Source organism: Paenibacillus sp. 2TAB26 (assembly GCF_052115145.1).
In the GTDB taxonomy this organism is placed as follows: Bacteria; Bacillota; Bacilli; order Paenibacillales; family Paenibacillaceae; genus Pristimantibacillus.
Genome location: NZ_JBFRGC010000004.1, coordinates 135,276 through 158,364 on the forward strand (window position 1 = coordinate 135,276; position 23,089 = coordinate 158,364).

Here is a 23,089-nt window from a genome sequence, read left to right on the forward strand (position 1 = left end):
CATAGGCTGAAATTGCCCCTAAGCCTATAATTAAGCATGTAGAACATAATCATGAGGGGGATTACAATGAATATGAAAACAAAGAAACGGTTCACGTTCATGCTTTGTATGCTTCTAATCGTATCAGCCATCATTGGCTGCTCGAACAGCGGCAACAAGGCAGAGCCGTCGAATAAGCCAAGCGACAACACTTCCGTGGGCAATGAGGAAAACCCTTACAAAGAGAAATACGATCCGCCGGTTACGATTTCCACTGTATGGGGAGTAGACCCTGCGCTAACCTTCCGTGAGGGAGAAACGATTGAAAACAACGTGGCAACAAAATGGGCACTCGATACGCTTGGTATTAAAGTAGATTCCCTTTGGTCTGTGACAGATACAAATGGAGCATTTGCAACAAAAATGCGTCTTGCGATGTCTTCAGGGCAAAAAATGCCGGATGTTGCTGTCGTTGGTGACAAGCTGCTGGCACAAGATCTAATTGACTCCGGCATGTTCCAAGACGCAGGCGAGCTGTTCGATAAATATGCCGGCGAGAAATGGAAAGCGGCAATGAATCTTGATACCAGCGTATGGAATGCTTACATGCGTGATGGAAAACGAATCGGTATCCCTTTACTTGATTATGCTTACAACAACGACTATGTGCTCTGGATTCGTCAAGACTGGATGGATAAGCTTAATTTGAAAGCTCCAAAAACGATTGCTGAGCTGGAAACGGTAATGGAAGCTTTTAAAAACAATAATCCACAAGGATTGTCGCCAGAAAAAGTTGTTCCACTAAGCGTTGGCTTTAAAACGTCAATGAACACTTGGATGGGTGATCCATCGTGGGTATTTGGCGCATATGGCACACTTCCTGCACAATGGAATGTGGCAGCGGATGGAACTCTGGAATACGGTTCTACGAACGCAGGCATGAAGCAAGGTCTAATTAAACTTAAAGAATGGCGCGACAAAGGTTATATTCCGAAAGAAGCAGCACTTTGGGATGAGAATAAAACGTCTGAACCAGCTGTAGCTGGAACAGCAGGCATTATCCCTGGACCTTACTGGATGAGCGGCTGGCCGCTGCTCGATACAGCAAAAAATGCTGAAGGCGCAGTATGGAAGCCTTATGCGATTCCAACTGGTGAAGACGGTAAAGCAATGCGTCACGGCACTTCCTTTGTAAATGGCGTTATTCTGATTAATAAAGATATGAAAAATCCAGAAGCTTTCTTCACTTACGAGAACTATCTATTCGAAAACCTAGCTGACCCGCAAGAAGGAAGCCCGTTCGAGCTAGGCGCTTTTGAAGGTTATGATTACGCTCTTGATGCTAGCGGCAAACCGCTGTACTTGGATGATGTTCCAGGCGGTGCCATTACGGCTCCACTACGTTATTTCATTGTACGTGACGGTGCGCGTATTCCTGATGCACAGTTTAAAGCATTGCTTAACCTAGCTGACGGTAAAGAAGCAAAAACTTATCGCGAGAAGGAAGTTGTTGCACAGTACGGACCGGAAACGGCACTTGCGGCAACTGTCGTTATGGAGCAAGATGCGATTTCCAAGAAAGATATGTTTGTAGGACCTCCTACCAAAACAATGAAATCACGCATGGACTATTTGAAAAAAATTGAAGCTCAAACGTTTAACGAAATCATTTATGGCGCTAAACCGGCTGAAGCTTTCGATGAATTCGTGAAAAGCTGGAAGTCATCCGGCGGCGACGATATGACGAAAGAAGTTAATGAGTGGTATGCTAGTTTAACGAAATAAGCTTGACGAAATGCGGTCCCTGAGGGGCCGCATTTTTTTGTGTAATGCAGCAAGCTAAATTCACATGTTGGATCGCAAAAGTGGTTGCATTTGTGCCATGAATGTTGGGTTTGTTAGCTACTTCAATTTTTCCGTCGCTGATATAATTTTTATATAAGGAACGCGATGCATACGTGCCGTGAAAGGCTGATTGCGTTCTGCATTTCATCCAGCGGGAGGAACAAAACATGTCTCAGCAGCAAACAATTCAACAAGAAGACATTTCGGTATCTGTTGTCAAATCAAAAGGAAAACCGCTGTTTTATTACCTCATAAAGCAATGGCCATTCCATCTTATGGTGCTTCCATCCCTCGTCTTTCTAATCATCTTCGCATACTTGCCAATGGGTGGACTTGTAATGGCTTTTCAGGATTATAAACCATGGCTAGGCCTGACAGGCTCGGAATGGGTTGGACTGGATCAGTTCCGCTATTTGTTCGAGAGGCAAGACAGCCTGCAGGTGATCTGGAACACGCTAATCATCGCTATTTTCAAAATGGTACTGAATCTTTTTGCTCCATTCGTATTCGCTATTCTTTTAAATGAAATTAGAAAACAGCTTGTCAAACGTTTTGTACAGACGCTAGTCTATCTGCCGCATTTTTTATCTTGGGTCATCTTGGGCGGTATTCTTACAGATCTTCTATCGACGGAAGGCGGGCTGGTGAACCGTCTCCTAACAGGAATATTCGGGATCGAGCCGATCTTCTTCCTAGGCGATGGCGACTGGTTCCGCTTCACCGTTATCCTCTCTGATGTGTGGAAAGAGTTTGGTTTTGGTACCGTTGTATTCCTTGCAGCGCTTGCCAACGTAAACCCATCGCTTTATGAGGCTGCAGAGGTGGATGGCGCAAGCCGCTGGAAGCAGACGCTTCATATTACGGTTCCGTCGATGATTCCGATTGCTATTGTAGTCGGTACACTGGCGCTCGGAAACGTGCTGAATGCGGGCTTCGATCAAATTTTCAACCTTTATAATTCCTTGGTTTACGCGAAGGGCGATATTATTGATACGTTTGTATACCGCACAGCTATTTTAAGCGGCGAAATGGGCTTTGGTACGGCAATCGGATTGTTTAAATCGGTGATCAGCTTTGTTTTAGTCGTTATCTCCTATCGCCTTGCTTACAAACTAGCCAATTACAGAATTTTTTAAAAAATATAAGCAAGATCGCGAAACGAGTTAGCCGTCTGAGGACGCGATGGCCGTTTACGCTAGCAAAAGGAGGACCTGCCGAATGTATCATAAATCACCATCCTATCGCGTTTTTAACACGTTTAATACGATCCTATTGATCGTTCTAGCCCTGCTATGTGTGATTCCGCTGCTGCATGTGCTTGCCGTTTCGCTAAGTGCAAAGGCGGCAGCGGATGCCAATATCGTCGGTTTATGGCCGGTCGATTTTACGTTGGATGCTTACCGAAAAACGACAAGCAATCCGATCTTTCTAAACTCGATGTGGATCGCCGTTCAGAGGACGGTAATCGGAACGCTGTTGACTTTGTTGTTAGCCTTCTTGGCAGCTTATCCGCTATCCAAAGAAAACACCGCATTCCGCGGCAGAAATATTTATGCTTGGCTGTTCGTATTCACGATGCTCTTCAACGGGGGACTTGTCCCGTTTTATATGGTCATTCAAAAGATTGGCCTTATGGACAACTTTTGGGTGCTCGTGCTTCCAGGAGCGGTTAATGTCTTCTTAACCATCCTTATGCTCAACTTTTTCCGCGGAGTACCCAAGGAGCTGGAGGAAGCAGCGCTCATTGATGGAGCAGGTCATTTCCGTACATTGTTCAGCATCTATCTACCCGTTTCGTTGCCGGCCATTGCAACGCTCGCTTTGTTCAGCATGGTCTTTCATTGGAATTCATGGTTTGACGGCCTGCTTTATATCGGAGATCCAAAACGTTATCCGCTGGCCACATTCCTTCAAACGGTTATCATCCAGCGCGATATGAGCTCGATGAGCATGAACCCAGCTGATTTAGCGCTAATCTCACAAAAAACAGTGAAATCAGCTCAAATCTTCATCGGCGCTCTCCCGATACTTATCGTATATCCATTCCTCCAAAAGTTTTTTGTCAAAGGTCTGGTAATGGGTTCAGTAAAAGAGTAATCGAGTAAACACAACACGCACTCACATCCCACCAAAACAGAGGGGCTGTTCCAAACGTAGATTTATCTACGCTAGGAACAGCCCCTCTGTATTTCTGTGTTTTATTGATGAAGTTTAAGCAGAGCAACGCGATTGCTAACTCTAACGAACCGAGCAGTTCTTATTCAAACGTTTCGTAATCGATTAACAATTTAACGAACCCCAGAATCGTTATTTCGGGAAAAGTAACACATATCACCCCAAATAACATGAGATAACGTCACTAGGATTCGTTAGAACTTTAGTAAAGTAGTTTTCAGCCAAATAAGCATCATACAGTTCCTTATAGAAGTAATCAGCGGGTTATGCGCCCAAAATAAAGCGTGTCCCAAAGGGACGAAAGCGTTCCAACGCAAACGCAGCAAACGAGCGCATGTTTAGCTTTAACGTTAGTCCAATTGCGGGTGTCCAGAGGGCGCAGCCCTTGGGGCCCTCCCTTGGAAGGGAGGGTTTGGGTGGGTTCGAAACGCCTTGAAGGTTTGGTTATTGTATTTAAGTAATCAGCGAATTATACACCCAAAGTAAAGCGTGTCCCAAAGGGACGAAAGCGTTCCAACGCAAACGCAGCAAACGAGCGCATGTTTAGCATTAACGTTAGTCCAATTGCGGGTGTCCAGAGGGCGCAGCCCTTGGGGCCCTCCCTTGGAAGGGAGGGTTTGGGAGGGTTCGAAACGCTTTTGAAGTTTGGTTAACAAGTAATCAGCGGGTTATGCACCCAAAGTAAAGCGTGTCCCAAAGGGACGAAAGCGTTCCAACGCAAACGCAGCAAAAGAGCGCATGGCTAGCTTTAGCGTTAGTCCAATTGCGGGTGTCCAGAGGGCGCAGCCCTTGGGGCCCTCCCTTGGAAGGGAGGGTTTGGGTGGGTTCGAAACGCCTTGAAGGTCTGGTAGAAGCCTCTAAAGGTTTGGTTCCTCCCTCTAATGGTTTGGTTGTCTCAAAGAACTTCTCTTCTTCGAACGCACAGCTTCAACTAGCTCATGAATGAGATAGGCTGCATATATCGTGATAAACGCCATAATGAAGTAACCGTATCTTTCAAACGTAATGAATGGCAGTGAAGTAAATATGAAATATAAAATGGTTATTATCAATATAGATAGTTCTTTGCGTTTGCTTTTAAAAATAACGGTCATGAGCAATCCAATTACTCCGAGCAATAGCAGCACGTAGTGATATACGCCCACGATGGGTTTCGAAATATGAAGTACGGGCTTCCAATAATAAGGTACTTTGACCATATCGACTACCCGATCAACGGTGTAATGTTTAATATAACGATTGCGATCCGTTTCAAATCCATAATTTCTAATTTTTTTGGCAAGCTCAGCTTGAATTTCATTGGATTCGATGGCATCTTTCGCCTCGCCTAACCGCGTAAAATCCTCTTTGAATTTCTCTTCTGCACCAGCAGGATATCTCCAATCGATCATAGCTCCTAATACAGATGGATTGCCGGACGAGAGCGTGAGCGGAATAAACTTATCAAATACGACAGCATTTCTTATCCACCAAGGGGAAATGCAAATTAATATTACAGCAGATACTACAATCGCAGGTTTAATAATCTCTTTTATTTTATATCCTCTAACTAGCATGTAGATTAAAAATACGACCGGAAGGAGTGCAAAGTTTGGCCTTGCATATATCCCAATACTTAAACATACTGCTGCAATGGCGAACCAACTCAACTTCTTTTTATCTACAGCTACAATTCCGGTATAAATAAAGAGCCATAAAAATAACTGCCCAAAGGCTTCCGTTAAAATCAAATTTGCTGCCATATAGTTAGGTGCATATAGCGCGAACAGCATGATTGCTATTACACCAATTCGTTCATGGAAAAATCGTCGACAAACTTGATAAAGAAGAATCATCGTTCCTGCCATCATTAAAACTTGAAGAATGCGGAATGCGGTAATTCCGTTCCAATATCCAAATATCTTCATACAAAATGCCAACACCATCGTAAGGGCAGGCATAATAAATACAGTCGAATCTTCTACTTTGTGATAAGTAAATGTACCTTCATTAAGTAATGTCTCGGCACTTCGTATATATTTTACATCATCGTTATTATATTCTTCGAAATTGCCTAAATACATATCGCTGCCTTGCTGGAACGTTATGAATGTTCCTATTGCAATGAAAAACACAACAACAGCTGCTAAAATAATACGGTATAAAAGTGCTTCATTGCCTACTTTTTGAAAAATTTTCATTTCATTGCCCCGCTTTTCATGATTTATAACACTTATAAATAATAATGTGACCTCAAGCTTTGTGTCTAATGGGTCTATTTGGGTTAAACGAGTTCTTTCAAGTTACAACCATTCCTATCATTCCTAGTTTTTATTCTGCTGCTCACCTTTCGCTTATATTAACTCCATTATAACGTGTATCATATGAAAAATGTTCCAATCCGTTGGAAGAAAAATGGATTAGTATATTTGCTGTCTATAAACGTTCGTACAGTTGCACTTGTTCATCCTGTCATAAAGTAAGCTGAGGTGAACTTTTGTGTATAAGAAAAAGTATGCAAGTCGCAATATAAGAGGAAAACTGCGGGTCTGCAAATACTTATGTGCGAATAAAAAATTGAAGCGGTATGTACCGAATACGGTATCATTCAGCCGTGAGCACTTGCAGATGATGCTAAACCGTCATGACACCGTTTATGTCAAGCCAGATATTGGCTCACTCGGTTTGGGCATATTTAAGCTGAAACGGGTGAATTCGGGTTATGAGCTTTATTCAATCGTTAAGAAAAAACAAATACAAAAATTTTATAATTCCGTTTCCGAAGCTTATTCGCAAATAAAGAAAATGAAATCGAGTAAGCTCATTATTCAAAAAGGAATATCATTGGATCGCGTGGATGGATGTCCCTACGATATTCGAGCGATGGTTCAGCGGAAGCCGGAAGGCAAGTGGGTTTGTACGGGTTTAATGGTAAAGGTAGGAGCTCGCCATAAAATCGTAACGAACTATTATCAAGGCGGAGCAATCTATTCGATGAAAAAACTTGGAGAAAGGCAAGGACTTTCTATTGAAGCAACTGATAAGCGGATTAGCAGACTAAGCAAGGTGGCCTTGCGAATATCACGGACATTAAGTAAAAAACGATCGGGTATGCACGAGCTTGGCATCGACTTTGCATATGATCAGAAGCAGCAGTTATGGGTTCTTGAGGTGAATTCCAATCATCCGCAATTTCATCCGCTTAAAAAGCTTGATCCTTCGGCCTATAAAAAAATGAAACATTTTGCTGCCAGCTACGGAAGGCGCGATGCAAAATGAAAAAAAATGTAAAGCAGATCGAGACGATTTCTCGATCTGCTTTTTTTATACTTATTAATGATTGCGCTTACTCCAATGATTGAAAAGTATCATTTTTAGTTGTTCAGATAGCTATTAGTGCGTTTATGATCGCGATAGAATACTAGTAGAACAACTAGAGCAAGGGGGATTGAGTAGTGGCGCAACTATCCGTTAATGAAGAACTATTAAAAAAACCAAAACCTAAAACTAAAAATGCGTTTCTGCGTTTCGCAAAACAATGGGACATTCAAATGATGGTATTGCCGGCATTGTTACTAATCATCGTGTTTAGTTACATCCCAATGTACGGTATATTGATGGCATTTCAAGACTACAGCATCTTCAAAGGTTTTATGGCAAGCGAATGGGTTGGATTAAAACATTTTGACATGTTCTTCAGCTCCCCGGAGTTTTTCAAGGTCATGCGAAATACGGTTATTATCAGCTTGTTGAAATTTTTCATTGGATTCCCGGCACCGATTTTGCTGGCGCTTATGCTTAACGAAGTGAAAAACCTAATGTTTAAGCGGCTGGTTCAAACGGTAAGTTACCTGCCTCACTTTATGTCATGGGTAATCGTTGCGGGACTGATTATGTCAATGCTGTCCACGGACAATGGAAGCATTAACATCGTACTTGAGAAAATGAACTTTATCGATGAACCGATCAACTTTCTATCACTTCCAGAATTATTCTGGTCCATCCTCGTTTCGACTGGAGTATGGAAGGAAATTGGATTTGGCTCCATCGTATATCTAGCAGCAATAGCAAGTATTGATCCTAGCATGTATGAAGCAGCATCTATGGATGGCGCGAGTAAATTCAAACAAATCTTTTTGATCACATTGCCTTCGATCATGCCGGTTGTCCTTATCTTCATGATTCTGGCGATTGGTAATCTACTCAATGCAGGTTTCGAAGACATTCTATTGCTTGCTGTAAACCCTGTACTCAGGGACGTGTCAGATGTTATCGATACGTACGTTTATCGAGTCGGGATACAAAGCTCTAGATACTCATACGCAACAGCGGTTGGATTGTTCAAAGCCGTTATCAGCGTAGGACTTTTGACAATGGCGAACTTTCTGGCACGCAGGGCCGGCAGCAGCTTGTGGTAAACTATACAATTAGCCCGGAAAGGCGGATGATGCAGTGATCAGGCTCAGTTTTGGAGACCGCGTGATGACGGTGACCATCTACATCTTACTAACGTTATTAGCTTTTATGACCTTTTATCCATTCTGGAATGCACTTGTCATATCCTTCAACAGCGGAATAGACACCTCCATGGGGGGCGTAACCTTTTGGCCGCGTGATTGGACTTTAGAAAACTACGGTATCGTATTCAAGGATGAACGATTGGTAACTGCGTTTCTGGTTTCGATCAGTCGGACAGTTGTCGGTACAATCGCATCCATATTTATAACGGCATTATTCGCCTATGGCCTCTCGAAGAAAGAATTGATGGGCCGCAAGTTTTACATGATCTTGTGTATCATTACGATGTACTTCAGTGGTGGACTTATTCCTTCTTTCTTGCTCATTCGTGAGCTTCACCTTATGAATACATTCTGGGTATTCATTATTCCAACACTAGTCAGCGTTTGGAACATGATCATCTTCCGCACATTCTTCCAAGGCTTGCCTGCAGGGCTTGAGGAATCGGCGAAAATCGATGGAAGCGGCAACTGGGGTATTTTCTTCCGCATTGTTGTTCCACTCTCTGGTCCCGTTATTGCAACGTTGTCGCTTTTCACGGCTGTTTTTCATTGGAATGATTGGTTTGGTCCAAGTATCTACATCACCAATGAGAAGCTGCTTCCTATACAAACGATGCTTAAGCAGATTTTGAACTCTAATATCGTATCGGATCAAATGTCACAGCTAGATTCTGCTGCACAAGGGCAGTTAGCCAAAATGAGAACGGTAACGAGCAAATCGTTGTCTATGGCAACGATGATGGTTGCCACGATTCCTATCATTATGGTGTATCCATTCGTTCAGAAATATTTCGTTAAAGGTGTTCTTGTTGGATCATTGAAAGAGTAGCAGGCAGTTTAAGACATGTGGTTTAGAGCGAAAGCTTTGAACATATAAAAATGAGCTTGAAAGGGGATAATAAACAGATGAAAAAAAGAAAACTACTCGTCCCAATCGTCTCTGCATTTATGGCCGTTTCTTTAATGGCAGGCTGTAGCGGTAATTCCGGTAAAACAGAAAACGGAGAAACAGGAAGCAAGCCGGAGGAAAATAGCGGCAATAAGCCGGCATCGGTTTATGAACTTGGCAAGGAGCAGCTTGATTTTACCCTTTATGGCCATTATGACTGGTACACTATGCCAGCATGGGGCGGCGACATTACGAGTACTTGGATTAGAGATACAAAGAAAGTAAACGTAAAACCAATCCACTCCGGTGGTGCGGCTCCACAAAAGCTGAATACGATGATCGCGACTGGCGAGCTTCCTGATGCGATCTGGCTAGAGCGCGTTGATGTTGAGAAATTGCGCACAGCTGATCTGCTTGTTCCATTCGATGACTATCTTGATAAATATCCGAACTTGAAAAAATGGTTGGGCGATGAAGGCATCAACATGCTTCGTTCAGAAGATGGCAAGCTTTATCAATTCCCTAACTGGTATACAAAACAACCTAACGGCAACTCTGGTTATGTTGTAAACAAAAAGATCTACACAGAGCTTGGTTCACCTAAGCTTGAAACAACAGATGATCTGTACAGCTACTTGAAGCTGGTTAAAGAAAAATATCCGAATGTTGTTCCTTACGAGCCGCATTTAGCAAAAGATGGACAAGGCCTTGATGTATTGTACTCTGCATTCAAAGAAAACGATCAGAAGTTCCCAGGTATGCGTGCTGTACCTAACGGCGACAAGCTGACTTCGATTTTCCTTGACCCTGAGTACCGTGAAGCAATGCAGTACACTTCCAAGCTGTTCCGTGAAAAATTGATTACGCAAGATGCAATGACACAAACGGTTGACCAAATTACTGAAAAAGTAATGACTGGCCGTGTAGCAGTATTTGCATCAGCAAGCCCGACTGAAATTGCAATGCAAGCTCATGCTGAGCTTACGAAAAACGATCCAGAAGCTGGATATTTCATGATCTGGCCGATTCACAAAGAAGGCGTTGACAAAAACAAAGTATTCCCTGGTACGTATGGTATGTTAGGCTGGAACGTAACGGTTATTACGAAAAGCGCTAAAAACCCAGAAGCAATCTTCGCTTTCTATGACTGGTTGACTGGTCCTGAAGGACAAAGCGCTTTGATGTGGGGACCTCCAGGAATCTATTGGGATGGCGTAGAAGCTGACGGCGAAACTCCGAAGTTCACAGAAAAATACACTTCTGATGCAGGCGGTCTTGGTAAGCTTCAAGCGATTACAACGAACCTTAACTGGGTTGGTAACACAGTATTCCTAGATACAACAAAAGCTAAATTTGAAGAGTCGTTGCCAGTTGAGCAACAAAACTGGTCTACTCGTTACCAACGTGAAATTACGTGGAAAACGCAATCCAATGCAACAGAATTCATTAACATCGATCCACAGCCGGATACAGAAGAAGGTATCATCCGTCAACGTATCGAGGACTTGTTCCTAGAAGTTAGAGCAAAAGCGTTGTTCGCGAAAAATGATGCTGAAGTACTAGCTGTTCTTGATAAAGGCGAAAAAGATGCTCAAGCTGCTGGTTATGACAAATTGCTAGCTTTCAAAACAGAAAAATGGCAAGCTAACCTTGCAAAAATGAAAGCTGAATAAGCCATAGCTTTTCGTAAAAACGACGGGTATACTAAGATCTTTAGTGTACCCGAGTTTTTTCGTTTTAATAGAACGATGAAATGTTCGATGAACGTAAAGCCTTTGCCTAATTGGAGCTGATAACATCATGTATAAAGTATTGCTGGCGGACGACGAAAAGCTAGATTTGGAAGGTATGCGTGCTTTTATTCCTTGGACAGATCTCGGTATGGAAATCGTAGCGGGTGTGATGAACGGATTTGATGCTTGTAAAGTGCTGGATACGGAAAAAATAGATATTCTTGTGACTGACGTCCGTATGCCTAATATGACGGGGCTTGAGCTGGCTAGACGCGCACTCGAGATGTCGAAGGATATTAAAATTATTTTCGTAAGCGGATATCAGGATTTCAGCTATGTTAAGCAGGCATTGTCGCTTAATGCTGTCAATTATGTTTTAAAGCCGATGGATGATCAGGAGCTGATTGATTCCCTTCTTAAGGTTCGAGATGTTTTGGACCATGAGCAAGAGCGGCAAAATACATATGGTCAAATGGTTCCGATCGTAAAAAATGAATATATGCTGCAATTGCTTGAAGGAACGAGCGATGAAAAAACCATTGAGGTATTGAGTCAAGAATATGAGATGAATCGTTTTCTCTATCCCGGCTTAGTAGCCGTAATTGAAGTGGATGATTTGTCTTGGAAACTGAACGATGAGACGCGGGCAGAGCAGGATGAGATTCAGCAAGTGGTATCGATCTGTAAGGAGTTTGGCATTCAGCATATTTGTAAAATCAGCAAATTCCGGGTTGCGATTCTCATTGAGCAATCGGATAAAGATGTTTTGCCACTCAAGATCGTAAATCGAGTCAACGAACAGCATACCTTCTCCATTACCGCAGGCGTTGGCGAGTTATGTGAATCAATCAACGAATTTTCGACCTCCTATCGTCAGGCAGTTGAAGCATTGGATTTGAAAATGTTTTACGGCAAAGGCAAGGTCATTGGCCACGGTGAGGTTAGGCCGGCAGAGAAAGAGGATGTTAAGCATCTCGATGCGAAGCTGGAAGCATTGTTTGTTGCGATGTCGGGTTATGAGCTCGTTCGCATTCATGATGAGCTGGATGACTTATTTCAGGTTGCCAAAAACTTAAAGTCAAAGTTTACGCTGCGCAACTATGCGCTTTATATCGTAATGAAGCTTGATAATTATTTGCAAAGAACGAATGAAAATGTATTTCAACTGCTTGGCATGGAGCTGAATAATTACGATATCATTATGCAGTTTGAGACGATCAACGATATTCATGTGTGGCTGAGACGCAGGGTTTACGAAATATCCGAAACATTGCAGGCAAACAAGCACAAAAAAAATTGGAAGCTTATTAAACAAATGATTGATTATATGAAAGAACGTACACATGATAACATTACATTGCGTGATTTGGCGGAGCAATTTTCATTATCGCCGAACTACCTTGGCCTTATTTTTAAAGAGGAGACAGGTAAAAACTTCAGCGAATATTTTATTCAACTGCGCATGGAGAAATCGTGTGAGCTGCTCAAAACAACAAACATGAAAATTTATGAGATAGCCGATCAAGTAGGCTATCGTCACTTGCCATATTTCAGCAAACAATTTAAAGAAATGTACGGTATGACGCCGTTGGAGTTTAGACGAAAATGACCAAACATAAGAAGGAGCATCGTTATATTCCGTTTGGGATTAAAATTATGCTCACCTACAGCTTGTTTATCATGGTGCCGGTGATCCTAATTGGCTATGCAGCGAATGTTATTTTTACAAGCTCCATTCAAGAGCGAACCCGCGAGATTAATCTTGGTACGCTGGCTCAGATGAAGGATAATATTATGTACAAAATGGAGGATGTGTCACGTATATCCGGCATGCTTTATTTTGACAGTAATCTTGCATCCTATTTGCGTCATTATGAAGAAGGCTGGGTTAGCTACGAAGCCACAACGAAGCAGCTCCTTCCAAAAATGCAAACAACGGTGGAGGCAGCAAGCAATAAAATGCGCCTTGCAGTCTATCTACATAACAATACATTGCCGGAAATTTATCACAATTATAATAATACCGATCCGCTTAACGCGGAGGGGCCATTATTTGATTTGTACCATATTTCTAGAATTAAGGACAGGGCATGGTATATAGATTACCCCGTGGAGCGGTATGGCGAGACCATGCAGTGGAAGCAGGTTGAAGGGGATACAAAATTCGGGCATATTTCCTTGCTCAGAAGACTTGTTAATATGAATGATCCCATTACGCTTGAGGAAATTGGTTTCGTTCGTATTAGCCTGAGACTTACCGATCTGCTCGAGAGCGTTGATTCTGAGAAAATCGGTAAAGGAACGAAAATTTTTGCACTCAACGAGAATGGAAGAATTATGTTCTCCTCCGGTGATACCGATTTTAATATTGGTGAATCGCTGAGTGAAGCGGAAATGGCGAACTATTGGGCCGTAGAGGAAAAGATTCCACAGCTGAATTGGAAACTGCTCGCACTCGTTCCAACCGATATAATGGAGAAGGCTACGGACAAGGTAAAGTTTTGGACCTTCTTAATTTGCTTGGCTTGCTTTGTTGTATTTTCACTTGCAGGCTTGTATATTTCTCGTTTTTATTCCCGTAAGGTTATCAAAATCGTTCGTGTGCTGGACGCCTTTCAAGAAGGGAATTTCAAGAAAAAGATTCATTTTAAAGGGAAGGATGAATTTACGCGCATTTCCTTCGCTTTAAACGATATGGGTCATAATATTGACGGATTAATTCAAGAAGTCTATATGACAAATATGAAGAAAAAGGAAGCGGAGCTGGAATCGCTGCAAGCGCAAATCAATCCGCATTTCTTATATAACACATTGTCCTCGATCAGTAGATTGGCTAAGTTTGGACAGGTAGATAAGCTGCAGCGAATGGTGCTTGATTTAGCGAAATTTTACCGGCTATCTCTGAATGAAGGTAGAACCGTTATTCCGATTCGGAATGAGCTGGAGCAGATTAATGCCTATATCAATATTCAGAAGACGAAATTCGAAGACGGTATGCAAATCTGGTTTGACATTGATCCTGATATTTTAAGATTTACGACCGTAAAGCTTATTTTACAGCCCTTTATCGAAAATGCGCTTGAGCATGCTTGGTATGGAGCACAGATTAACATTCGAATCGTAGGCAAGATGGAGGGARATTTAATAACCTTCCAAGTCATTGATGACGGCGTTGGCATTAATCCTGAGATTTTACGCCAAATGTCCGATCCTATTGAGAGAGTGAATGTGGGCTACGGGGTTCGGAATGTGGACGAGCGGATCAAGCTTCATTTTGGAGCAGAATACGGCGTGCGGATCGTGAGCAAAAGAGGAATGGGCACATCCATTTCGATTACTATTCCAGCTAGAAAAAAAGATATGGAACCAGAACGTCCTATTTAGAATAGGACGTTTTTTTTATGCATTTAGTTTTTTGCCAAGCGGCTAAGGCAGCAGCTCCAAAAATCGTTTGGATGCTGCGGATTGCGGCACACCGCGAAGCGTTGCGATACCAATGCTGCGTGCGGGGATGGGCGGGATCAGCGGAATTTCGACAAGCTCGCCTGTAGCAAGCTCATCAGCAGCATAGCTGCGAACGAGGAAGGCCAGCCCAAAGCCGCTTCGTGCGAACTTTGCAAGCAGATCCATGCTGCCAAGCTCAAGCTCTGGATTGAGCTTTGTACCATGCCCTGCGGCATACTCGTCAAGGAACTCTCGTGTGCCCGCTCCTTTTTCTAGAAGCAATAACGGGTACTTGCTAATATCCTCAAGCTCGATGGCGGTATCGCCAAGAGATAAATAAGCGGGACCACCGACGAGTATATCTTGCAAGGGCACACTTAACCGAAAGTCTAACTGACTGTCTGAAGCAGGCATATGTACGATGCCAAAATCAATTTTTCCTTCCTTTAGAAGCTGGATGGTTTCAGGGGTCGTTCGATTCGTCACACGAATGCGAATCTCTGGATATTCCGAATGAAACTGCTCCAAATATGGCATCAAATAATGTTTGCATAACGTGTCGCTTGCACCGATACTAATTTCACCGCTTTGCAGGTTGTGCATTTCTGCGAGCATTTTTTCCCCTGTTTCAATAAAGCTATACGCTTGCTCGATATATCGAAAGAGTACCGCGCCTTCAGTCGTAAGCTTAACCCCCTTGGCCATACGGAAAAAAAGCTGGCCGCCTAGTTTTGCCTCTAATTGCTTAATCGTATGCGTGACGGCTGGCTGTGTAATATAAAGCTGTTCTGCAGCGCGCGATAAGCTTCCTGTCTTAGCCGTCCAATAAAAGACGCGATACCACTCCATGTTTACGATCATAGCTATAATCCCACCTAATATGAACTATTAGTTATATCAATTATTTTAATGTCACATCATTCATTATAATAAACCTTAAAGGGCAATAACAACATTAGGAGGCGATTGAATTGACGGTAACCGCTATAGTGGGAGCGAATTGGGGAGATGAAGGCAAGGGGAAAATGACAGATGCGTTAGCTGCCAAATCCTCATTTGTCGTACGTTATCAAGGAGGCAGCAATGCTGGGCATACGATTATTAACAGCTACGGTAAATTCGCGATGAATATGCTGCCGTCTGGCGTCTTTTATCCAGAGATTACGAACGTCATTGGCCCAGGCACAGCTCTTGATATTGAAGTGCTGCTGCGGGAGAGGACTGAGCTGATAGCGCGAGGAGTACCGGAGCCGCAAATTCGAATATCCGAACGAGCACAGGTTGTACTGCCTATTCACCGCTTATTTGACGAGCTGGAGGAGGAAAGGCTTGGCTCAAACGGCTTCGGATCGACGAAAAGAGGCATTGCTCCATTTTATTCTGATAAATATGCGAAGCTTGGCGTACAAGTTGCGGATCTGTATGATGAGCAGCGATTGCTGCAGCGTTTAGAGCAATCCTTGGCAGCCAAGAATGTACTTCTTGAGCAGTTGTACAATAGAAAGCCGATCAAAGCGGAGGAGCTTCTGACCGTGCTGCTCGAGCAAGCGGAGAAGCTGCGGCTTTTCGTTTGTGATACAACGAAGCTGTTAAATGRTGCGTATCAAGCTGGAAAGTCGATATTGCTGGAAGGACAGCTTGGGGCGCTGCGTGATCCGGATCACGGCATCTATCCTTACTCCACATCATCGTCTACGCTGGCGGGCTTTGCGCCAGTAGGCGCGGGTCTTCCACCCTATGCAATTACGAGAATTATTGCGGTAGTTAAGGCGTATTCCAGCTGTGTTGGAGCCGGACCGTTCGTCAGTGAACTGACAGGTGCGGAGGCTGATGAGCTTCGCCGTTTGGGAGGCGACGCAGGAGAATTTGGCGTGAATACAGGGCGCCCGCGCCGAATGGGGTGGTTTGATGCGGTGGCTACGCGTTATGGCTGCATGCTGCAAGGGGCTACGGAAGTTGCGCTGACCAATCTTGATGTTCTAGGATACTTAGATGAAATTCCAGTATGCATAGGTTATGAATTGGGTGGACAAATCATTAAGGATTCATTCCCGGTGACAGCAGCGCTTGCTTCCGCTAAGCCAGTGCTTAAGCGTTTGCCAGGCTGGAACTGCGATATTTCGCAAGCTACAACTTTTGAGCAGTTGCCTGAAGCAGCGCAGCAATACGTTCAGTTTGTGGAAGAAGCTATTGGCGTAAAAGTTGCAAGCGTATCGGTAGGACCGCGTCGTGAGCAGCTAATCACACGATGATTTAGTATAAAAAAAGCAGAATCCTAATTGGATTCTGCTTTTTTGGCGCGTGGCCATAGGCTATAGCTAAAGCTGATGACAAAATCAATGACGAGTATGATCGACCATAAACGAAGCGTGTTAAATAAAACCTCCGTTCGCACCGCATCGCCAACCATTAAAATCATGCCATACAAAATGGCAGCGCCTATCACCCATGCGAGCAAGTGATGCAGCCAGCCATTTCGCTCGTAGCGAGCATGATCTTTGCCATATTTGGGCTTGCGAGCAGGAGCAGGTCCGCCGGCAAAGCGATGAGCGAACCTTTCATCAGCCCATTTGATCATCCGATGTCCCCAAGCGATGGAAACCCCGATATATATTGCAGCCAAGCTATGTGCGAAGGTAGCTGTTGCGCCGCCGCGGAGATCATAAATAGTAGCAATAACCAATGCCAAATCGATGAGAGGTGTTGCAATCAAAAATATAGCGCCAAGCTTTTTTAAACGGAAAATATAGCGGCATAATAAGCCGATAAGTACAAATAACCAAAATCCTATCTCGCAGCCGATAATAAAAGCGGTAATCATGTGAAGATCTACTCCTTCTGTTAAAATAGGTACATGCAGTCAAAAGAATGAAATGAATTGTTAATTAGGGAAGGGTATGAATAAACGATGAAAAAAATACTCGTTGTTGGAAGCATAAATATGGATATCGTTAGTCAGGTCGAAAAATTCCCGCTGCCGGGTGAAACAATCTCGAGTGCAGCCACCTCGTTTTTTCCGGGCGGCAAAGGGGCAAATCAAGCGGTTGCAGCGGCTCGCGCAGGTGCGGAATGTGTGATGATCGGCGCAGTTGGCGAGGATCCTTTTGCTCAGACATTGATCACATCTTTACAAGATAATGGAATTTCCACTAGTCAAGTATTACGCAAGCAAGGAACATCAGGTTTCGCTATTATTACTGTGAATGGTGAAGGCGAAAACCATATAGTTTTATCTGAGGGTGCGAATGGTCAACTGACAGACAAGGATGCAGCCGCGGGTTATGGAGAGTGGTCGGATATTTATGCCGTGCTGCTTCAAAATGAAATACCGTGGGAGACGACGCTATCCGTCATGAATAGTGCTAGCAGCAGCGGCAGTAAAGTATTTTATAACCCTGCCCCGGCAAGGGCTATTCCTGAGCATGTTTTTCCGCTTATTGATACTCTTATTATAAATGAAACCGAGGCGGCTGTTGTTACGGGCTTAACGGTAAACGATGTTTCCTCAGCGCAAGCGGCAGCAGAAGTAGTCATGGGCAAAGGAACAAAAAACGTCATTATTACATTAGGGGAGAAAGGCTGTTTCTATCWAAATAAGCAAGGCGACACAGCTACGATTCCTGCGTTCAAAGTAAAACCTGTTGATACGACGGCAGCGGGCGATACTTTCTTCGGTGCATTCGCCGCTGCAAGCGCTGATGGATGCCAGGCTGAACAGGCTTTGATCTTTGCTGCAGGAGCAGCAGCACTAGCCGTTACGAAGGAAGGTGCCCAAGCATCGATTCCCACTAAAGCAGAAATTGAAGCTTTTCTTCAAAGCGAACAGAAAAATTAAAAATAGGCTTGCTAAAACTAATGGCATTAGTTTATTATAAAACTAATATCATTAGTTTTTGTTGAGGAGGCCATTTGAAATGAGAATGACACGCGAGAAAACGGTTGTACAGCTGACCTATTTACCGAAGGTATTTCCAGTAAATTGTTACTTGGTAGAGGAGGCGGAAGGATTGACGTTAGTGGATGCCGCACTTCCAAACAACGTCAATGCCATCCTGAGGGCAGCGGAACAGCTTGGCAAGCCGATTACCCGTATTGTTTTGACTCATGCTCATGCGGACCACATTGGTTCGCTTGACGGGCTGAAAGAAAGGCTTCCAAATGCACAGGTGTTTATATCCAAGAGAGATGCAAGGCTGCTTAGCGGTGATCATACGTTAGATCCTAATGAGAGCAGCTTGCCCATACGTGGCGGTTTGCCTAAAAACGTTCGAACAAAACCTGATGTTTTGCTGGTGGATGGTGATCGCGTAGGCTCTTTGCTTGCGGTAGCTGCACCGGGACACACGCCTGGTTCAATGGCATTTCTAGATACGAGGAATGACATTCTCATCGTAGGAGATGCTTTTCAAACTAGAGCAGGCGTTGCAGTATCTGGACAGATAAAGCTGCTGTTTCCCTTTCYTGCAATGGCTACTTGGGATAAACAAACGAGTTTGGAGACGGCTCGAAGGTTAAGAGATTTGAAACCATCGTTGCTCGCTGCTGGCCATGGCAACATGGTGCTGCAGCCTAAACGTTTATTGGATAAGGCGATTGCCACAGCGGAACGTTTTTTGGTTAAATAAATAGGAGAGGGGGGGATTCTATGTCACCTAGAAGAGGGCTTGATTTGGCGACTATCGTAGAGGAAGCAGCTACCATAGCAGATGAGCTAGGCATCGAAGAGGTTACGCTGGCGACGCTTGCCAAGAAGCTTGGAGTGCGTTCTCCTTCATTATATAACCATGTGGATGGATTAAACGCTTTGCGCATCCAGCTGGCTATCTACGGTTTACAGAAGCTGCTTGCAGCGATAAATGAATCGTTACAAAATAAAGAAGGCGATGAAGCAGTTCATGCTATTGCTTCTGCCTACATTTCTTTTGCAAGAAAACATCCAGGCGTGTATGAGCTGACGCTGCGCTCGCCAGATGCGGATGAAGCAGAATATGCAGCAATTGGAGAGCAGCTTGTGGATTTGCTCGTTAAGACGCTAAGCTATTATGAGCTTGGGTATGAGAAGGCCATTCACAGTGTACGGGGATTGCGCAGCTTGCTGCACGGATTCGCTTCGATTGAACAAAAGGGTGGATTTGGCATGCCGCAGGCTATCGACGAAAGCTTAAAAATTGTCATCCAAACGTATTTGAACGGTCTCCGTGTTAAATCATGATAGAAAAGAAGCAGGAGCCAGAGATGCTTAATGGAGTGGATAGGCTCCCGCTTCGATATTAAATTAAGGTTTGTTAGCTTTCCAAATATATTTGTATTCTTTTACGCCTAGTTTTCCATTGATTTGATTCTCTTCAACTTTGGCGTCGAAATCCTTGCTTAATGAAGGATCAGTATAGTCAGGATTCCCGGGAATGCCTGTGAGAAACTTAGCAAATTCATTTGTGTCTGGAAAATAGAAAACAGCTTGATTAAACTCTTCAATTTGAATATTTATAAATCCATTACTGTGTAATCTTTCTTTGACCATTTCTAGCGCGCCTGAGTGTATACCAAATATCGTGCCTCCCGAGCGTAGTATTCTGCTATGATTCAAAATGGACGTTGGTCCGCGCCTATCGTAAATAAAATCAAATTGCCCGTCGGTGAATGGCAAATCGGTTTTTGTAGTCGCGTAAATAAATGATATATTATGAGCTTGGCTCTCATCTCGCATGGAGTTGGCAATCTTAATCATTTCAATTGAATTATCAAATCCAACAATCGACTTAGCATGACGTGACATCTTTAGTGTAAAATCGCCGTGTCCGCAACCCGCATCAAGAACCGTATCAAATGCAGGCAGCATTTCAACTAATCTTTCTTCAAATAATTGCTCAGCTGAAATGCCTTCGATCGTAAATACCGCATTGCTTCGATATCCGCCATTTTTTCGTGCAATTCGATCGTACCATTCTATCCCCATCCGTTTACCCTCCTAGACTACTCGAATATGTTCTCACTGGCTTACTGCTTAGGTACATAGAAGCGATATGATGGCAGGCTCAATAGAGATGGGCTCTATCGTCGATTCGAATCTTTCTTGAACAAATCCGTCGCGATTAATTAAAAACTTGGAAAAATTCCACTTGATCCCGTCCCCAGCATATATTTCTGGGTATTTCTCTTGCAGGAAGTGCTGCATCCATTGTCCGCTCGCAGTCTCTGTGTCGAAGCCTTGGAACGGAGCTTGCTGCGTCAGATATTGAAATAATGGAAGAGCTGATGCTCCTCTCACATTCGTTTTCTCAAACAGCGGGAACGTAACTTTGTAGTTGATGTCGCAAAATTGCTTCACTTCAGAATTGCTGCCTGGCTCTTTCTCGTTGAATTGGTTGCAAGGAAAAGCGAGAATTTCGAATCCTTGTTCCTGATATTTTTCGTATAACACCTGCAGATCATTGAATTGACGTGAATAACTGCATTTGCTTGCCGTGTTGACGATCAAGATAACTTTTCCATGGTAGGATGACAGCTTTACTGTTTCTCCGAAAATGGAGATCGCTTGAAAATCATAAATCGACATGTGGTTAACCTCCCTGTGTTACTGATTTATTTTTTCCTCAATAACTGCGCAATATGGAAACCATTTGTATGATTCAATCTATCATATAGCCAAATATTCTATTGGTCTAATATATAAAGAAAATAATGGTTATAGGCAAATGCAATAAACTGTCGATGCCATTAGCAATAATTATAAAGTTAACTAATTATGCAGGAAAGAAAAATCCACATCCTCGTGAGGTTGTGGATTAGAAATCAACTTAATTTTTTGATTATAACAGAAGCATTTACATTTGTTTGAGTGCCACCGGTCAGAGTTTGCAGCGTAACGGCAGCAGTTGAACTATGATTTCGCAGTGTGAGAATACTTCCAGCCGCTAGAGCCATAATAGACTGCCCATTATTTTGCTGAGTACCAGCTCCTGAACCATATATGGATCCTGTAACTAGCGTACCATTTGAAAATAAGGCGAATTGATTTGGTTCTACTCCCGGCACTGAAAAAGTAACTTCGTAATTTCCAGTGGTGGAAACAGTAATCTGACTGGTTCCAGGGGAATGCGTAATACCGGGTGTGAAAATAACACTTGTATCAAAAGTAATATCTGCCTCCACCGGAACCGTTTGAGCACTGATATTATAAATATATCCCGAACCTATTGGGGGAGAGATAGGGTAAATGATCGGCATTCATATTCAACTCCTTATTTATGATTAGAAGCTATGTAAGGAATTAATAACCTCTAATGAAAAACAATGCCGACAATAAAAAAAGAAGTATTGTCGGCACCAAGTCAACAAATTAGGTTAGTTTACTACAAATTCGATTACAATTGGAGTCAAAGGATCGAGTGTATCACCGTCTGGAATAGTAATAGCAGTAGTCGTAACCGTTGATGTGTCTGCAGTTTGAATCTGTGCATTAATATATAGATTGTAGTAGGCGGGAGCAGTTGGAAATGCTGTTGCTGCTGTACCGGTGTCATTCGTTGTTGCTGTTGCAAGAATATTATACGCAGCACCGACTCCAGTTCCGTCCCCTGCTGTGGCACTAAATCTTCTGGCAGCCATGAATGGTTTTGTGATTGGCATATATATCACCTCTCTTCTCTCTACTAACTTATGCTAGTATTCGAAAAAGGGAAGGTTTGAATCGCGGAGTTTAATAGATTGAACTAAGGAACAACGATAGCCGAGAATGTAACGGTTTCGAGAATGATTGGCGTTCCCGAATAAATAGTTTGATTATCGAGATTAATGTTCAAATTATTTTCATTAATGATATACAAACTGCCTGCTTGCAGTATCCCATTAATATAGAGATTGCTATAGCTATTTGGATCATTGCCTACAAATGCGGTTATGAATGCTCCCTCATCGTTTGTAAAATCATCGGCTGGAATCGTGAATTGGGATTCGGCATCTGAGGTCATCTTATAAAAAAATCTTTGGGCAGCTGGTAAAATGATAACAGAAGGGACGATAATAGATCCCGATTCGCTTTGGGGCCCTTGAGGACCTTGTGGTCCTTGAAGACCTTGAGGTCCCTGAGGTCCTTGAGCACCTTGAAGTCCTTGAAGACCTTGAAGACCTTGAAGACCTTGTGTACCTTGATGTCCTGGAGACCCCTGCGAACCTTGTAGCCCTCGAGATTCTTGTGAGTCATGTTGATAGGCAGCATGAGGCTTCTTCTTGAAATTAATGATCTTTTTGTGCTTTTTCTTTCTTTTTATTGGGCATATACGAATTGTTTTCTTCTTTGTAGCGAGTGGATTTCCCAAGCTCATTCATACCTCCCTAAATATTAAACTATATAGGGTATGATATGACGCTATCGAACAGCGGTATGGACTAAACGTCCATTACAATTAGGCTGTAAACTATTTAAATGAAAATAGGTAACGGAGTAACCAACTGTTCCAATATAACTCTATTCATTCATCACGCAAAAAAGGAGCTGCTGTACAAGGCTTATAGCCTCGAACAGC

The 23,089-nt window shown here is 43.2% G+C and carries 21 protein-coding genes; 13 read left to right on the top strand and 8 right to left on the bottom strand.

Translation table 11 applies throughout. The annotated features are described in order from the left end of the window. Window positions 1–66: 66 nt before the first annotated feature. The 3 genes from AB4Z50_RS05095 (at window position 67) to AB4Z50_RS05105 (ending at window position 3,921) form a co-directional block, all read left to right on the top strand. Window positions 67–1,764, top strand: coding sequence for a sugar ABC transporter (locus AB4Z50_RS05095; protein WP_441876469.1), 1,698 nt, complete (start codon window positions 67–69; stop codon window positions 1,762–1,764). A gap of 335 nt (window positions 1,765–2,099) precedes the next feature. Next, the gene (locus AB4Z50_RS05100) at window positions 2,100–2,960 is read left to right on the top strand and encodes an ABC transporter permease (protein ID WP_076267739.1); all 861 of its coding nucleotides are present in this window, start codon (window positions 2,100–2,102) and stop codon (window positions 2,958–2,960) included. 82 nt (window positions 2,961–3,042) lie between these two features. Next, window positions 3,043–3,921 (top strand): carbohydrate ABC transporter permease, encoded by an 879-nt coding sequence (locus tag AB4Z50_RS05105; RefSeq protein ID WP_076267451.1) that lies wholly within the window; start codon window positions 3,043–3,045, stop codon window positions 3,919–3,921. A 956-nt stretch (window positions 3,922–4,877) separates the two neighbouring features. On the opposite strand, the gene AB4Z50_RS05110 is transcribed toward AB4Z50_RS05105, so the two are convergent. Continuing rightward, entirely contained in the window at window positions 4,878–6,179 is a 1,302-nt protein-coding gene (locus AB4Z50_RS05110) for a glycosyltransferase family 39 protein (RefSeq protein ID WP_441876472.1), read from the bottom strand. A 298-nt stretch (window positions 6,180–6,477) separates the two neighbouring features. Between AB4Z50_RS05110 and AB4Z50_RS05115 the strand changes: the two genes are divergently transcribed. The 6 genes from AB4Z50_RS05115 (at window position 6,478) to AB4Z50_RS05140 (ending at window position 14,504) form a co-directional block, all read left to right on the top strand. Then, window positions 6,478–7,257 carry a YheC/YheD family protein gene (locus AB4Z50_RS05115; RefSeq protein ID WP_441876475.1) on the top strand — a complete coding sequence of 260 codons (780 nt, stop codon included), beginning with the start codon at window positions 6,478–6,480 and terminating at the stop codon, window positions 7,255–7,257. Window positions 7,258–7,433: 176 nt separating this feature from the next. Further along, complete coding sequence (locus AB4Z50_RS05120; protein WP_076267454.1) at window positions 7,434–8,396, top strand: ABC transporter permease; 963 nt, start codon at window positions 7,434–7,436, stop codon at window positions 8,394–8,396. 34 nt (window positions 8,397–8,430) lie between these two features. Further along, window positions 8,431–9,327 carry a carbohydrate ABC transporter permease gene (locus tag AB4Z50_RS05125; protein WP_076267455.1) on the top strand — a complete coding sequence of 299 codons (897 nt, stop codon included), beginning with the start codon at window positions 8,431–8,433 and terminating at the stop codon, window positions 9,325–9,327. Window positions 9,328–9,404: 77 nt separating this feature from the next. Continuing rightward, window positions 9,405–11,060, top strand: coding sequence for an extracellular solute-binding protein (locus tag AB4Z50_RS05130; protein WP_339204532.1), 1,656 nt, complete (start codon window positions 9,405–9,407; stop codon window positions 11,058–11,060). Window positions 11,061–11,187: 127 nt separating this feature from the next. Then, window positions 11,188–12,729, top strand: a complete 1,542-nt coding sequence (locus tag AB4Z50_RS05135) for a response regulator (RefSeq protein ID WP_441876480.1) — start codon at window positions 11,188–11,190, stop codon at window positions 12,727–12,729. Next, window positions 12,726–14,504 (top strand): sensor histidine kinase, encoded by a 1,779-nt coding sequence (locus tag AB4Z50_RS05140; protein ID WP_441876483.1) that lies wholly within the window; start codon window positions 12,726–12,728, stop codon window positions 14,502–14,504. Before AB4Z50_RS05135 ends, AB4Z50_RS05140 begins: the two co-directional genes overlap by 4 nt. A 42-nt stretch (window positions 14,505–14,546) precedes the next feature. On the opposite strand, the gene AB4Z50_RS05145 is transcribed toward AB4Z50_RS05140, so the two are convergent. After that, on the bottom strand, window positions 14,547–15,425 hold the full coding sequence (locus AB4Z50_RS05145) for a LysR family transcriptional regulator (protein ID WP_441876486.1): 879 nt from the start codon (window positions 15,423–15,425) through the stop codon (window positions 14,547–14,549). Between the two features lie 110 nt (window positions 15,426–15,535). Here AB4Z50_RS05145 and AB4Z50_RS05150 point away from each other — a divergent pair, with 110 nt between their 5' ends. Continuing rightward, a complete protein-coding gene (locus tag AB4Z50_RS05150; RefSeq protein WP_441876489.1) occupies window positions 15,536–16,816 on the top strand; it encodes an adenylosuccinate synthase in 1,281 nt (426 codons plus the stop codon). Between the two features lie 23 nt (window positions 16,817–16,839). On the opposite strand, the gene AB4Z50_RS05155 is transcribed toward AB4Z50_RS05150, so the two are convergent. Further along, a complete protein-coding gene (locus tag AB4Z50_RS05155; protein WP_441876492.1) occupies window positions 16,840–17,385 on the bottom strand; it encodes a hypothetical protein in 546 nt (181 codons plus the stop codon). An 87-nt stretch (window positions 17,386–17,472) separates the two neighbouring features. On the opposite strand from AB4Z50_RS05155, the gene rbsK reads away from it, so the two are divergent. From rbsK to AB4Z50_RS05170, 3 genes are all read left to right on the top strand, one after another. Next, window positions 17,473–18,399 carry a ribokinase gene (gene rbsK / locus AB4Z50_RS05160; protein ID WP_441876495.1) on the top strand — a complete coding sequence of 309 codons (927 nt, stop codon included), beginning with the start codon at window positions 17,473–17,475 and terminating at the stop codon, window positions 18,397–18,399. A gap of 79 nt (window positions 18,400–18,478) precedes the next feature. Then, window positions 18,479–19,189, top strand: a complete 711-nt coding sequence (locus AB4Z50_RS05165) for an MBL fold metallo-hydrolase (RefSeq protein ID WP_441876498.1) — start codon at window positions 18,479–18,481, stop codon at window positions 19,187–19,189. 20 nt (window positions 19,190–19,209) lie between these two features. Continuing rightward, window positions 19,210–19,776 carry a TetR/AcrR family transcriptional regulator gene (locus tag AB4Z50_RS05170; protein WP_441876501.1) on the top strand — a complete coding sequence of 189 codons (567 nt, stop codon included), beginning with the start codon at window positions 19,210–19,212 and terminating at the stop codon, window positions 19,774–19,776. A 63-nt stretch (window positions 19,777–19,839) separates the two neighbouring features. On the opposite strand, the gene AB4Z50_RS05175 is transcribed toward AB4Z50_RS05170, so the two are convergent. The 5 genes from AB4Z50_RS05175 to AB4Z50_RS05195 form a co-directional block, all read right to left on the bottom strand. Then, window positions 19,840–20,520: a class I SAM-dependent methyltransferase gene (locus AB4Z50_RS05175; protein ID WP_441876505.1), complete on the bottom strand. Its 681-nt coding sequence runs from the start codon at window positions 20,518–20,520 to the stop codon at window positions 19,840–19,842. 48 nt (window positions 20,521–20,568) lie between these two features. Next, the gene (locus AB4Z50_RS05180; RefSeq protein WP_441876508.1) at window positions 20,569–21,120 is read right to left on the bottom strand and encodes a glutathione peroxidase; all 552 of its coding nucleotides are present in this window, start codon (window positions 21,118–21,120) and stop codon (window positions 20,569–20,571) included. Between the two features lie 236 nt (window positions 21,121–21,356). Continuing rightward, window positions 21,357–21,791, bottom strand: a complete 435-nt coding sequence (locus AB4Z50_RS05185; protein WP_441876511.1) for a BclA C-terminal domain-containing protein — start codon at window positions 21,789–21,791, stop codon at window positions 21,357–21,359. A 117-nt stretch (window positions 21,792–21,908) separates the two neighbouring features. Continuing rightward, entirely contained in the window at window positions 21,909–22,193 is a 285-nt protein-coding gene (locus AB4Z50_RS05190) for a DUF4183 domain-containing protein (RefSeq protein WP_076267468.1), read from the bottom strand. Window positions 22,194–22,276: 83 nt separating this feature from the next. Further along, window positions 22,277–22,882, bottom strand: coding sequence for a DUF4183 domain-containing protein (locus tag AB4Z50_RS05195; protein ID WP_441876514.1), 606 nt, complete (start codon window positions 22,880–22,882; stop codon window positions 22,277–22,279). Window positions 22,883–23,089 lie beyond the last annotated feature (207 nt).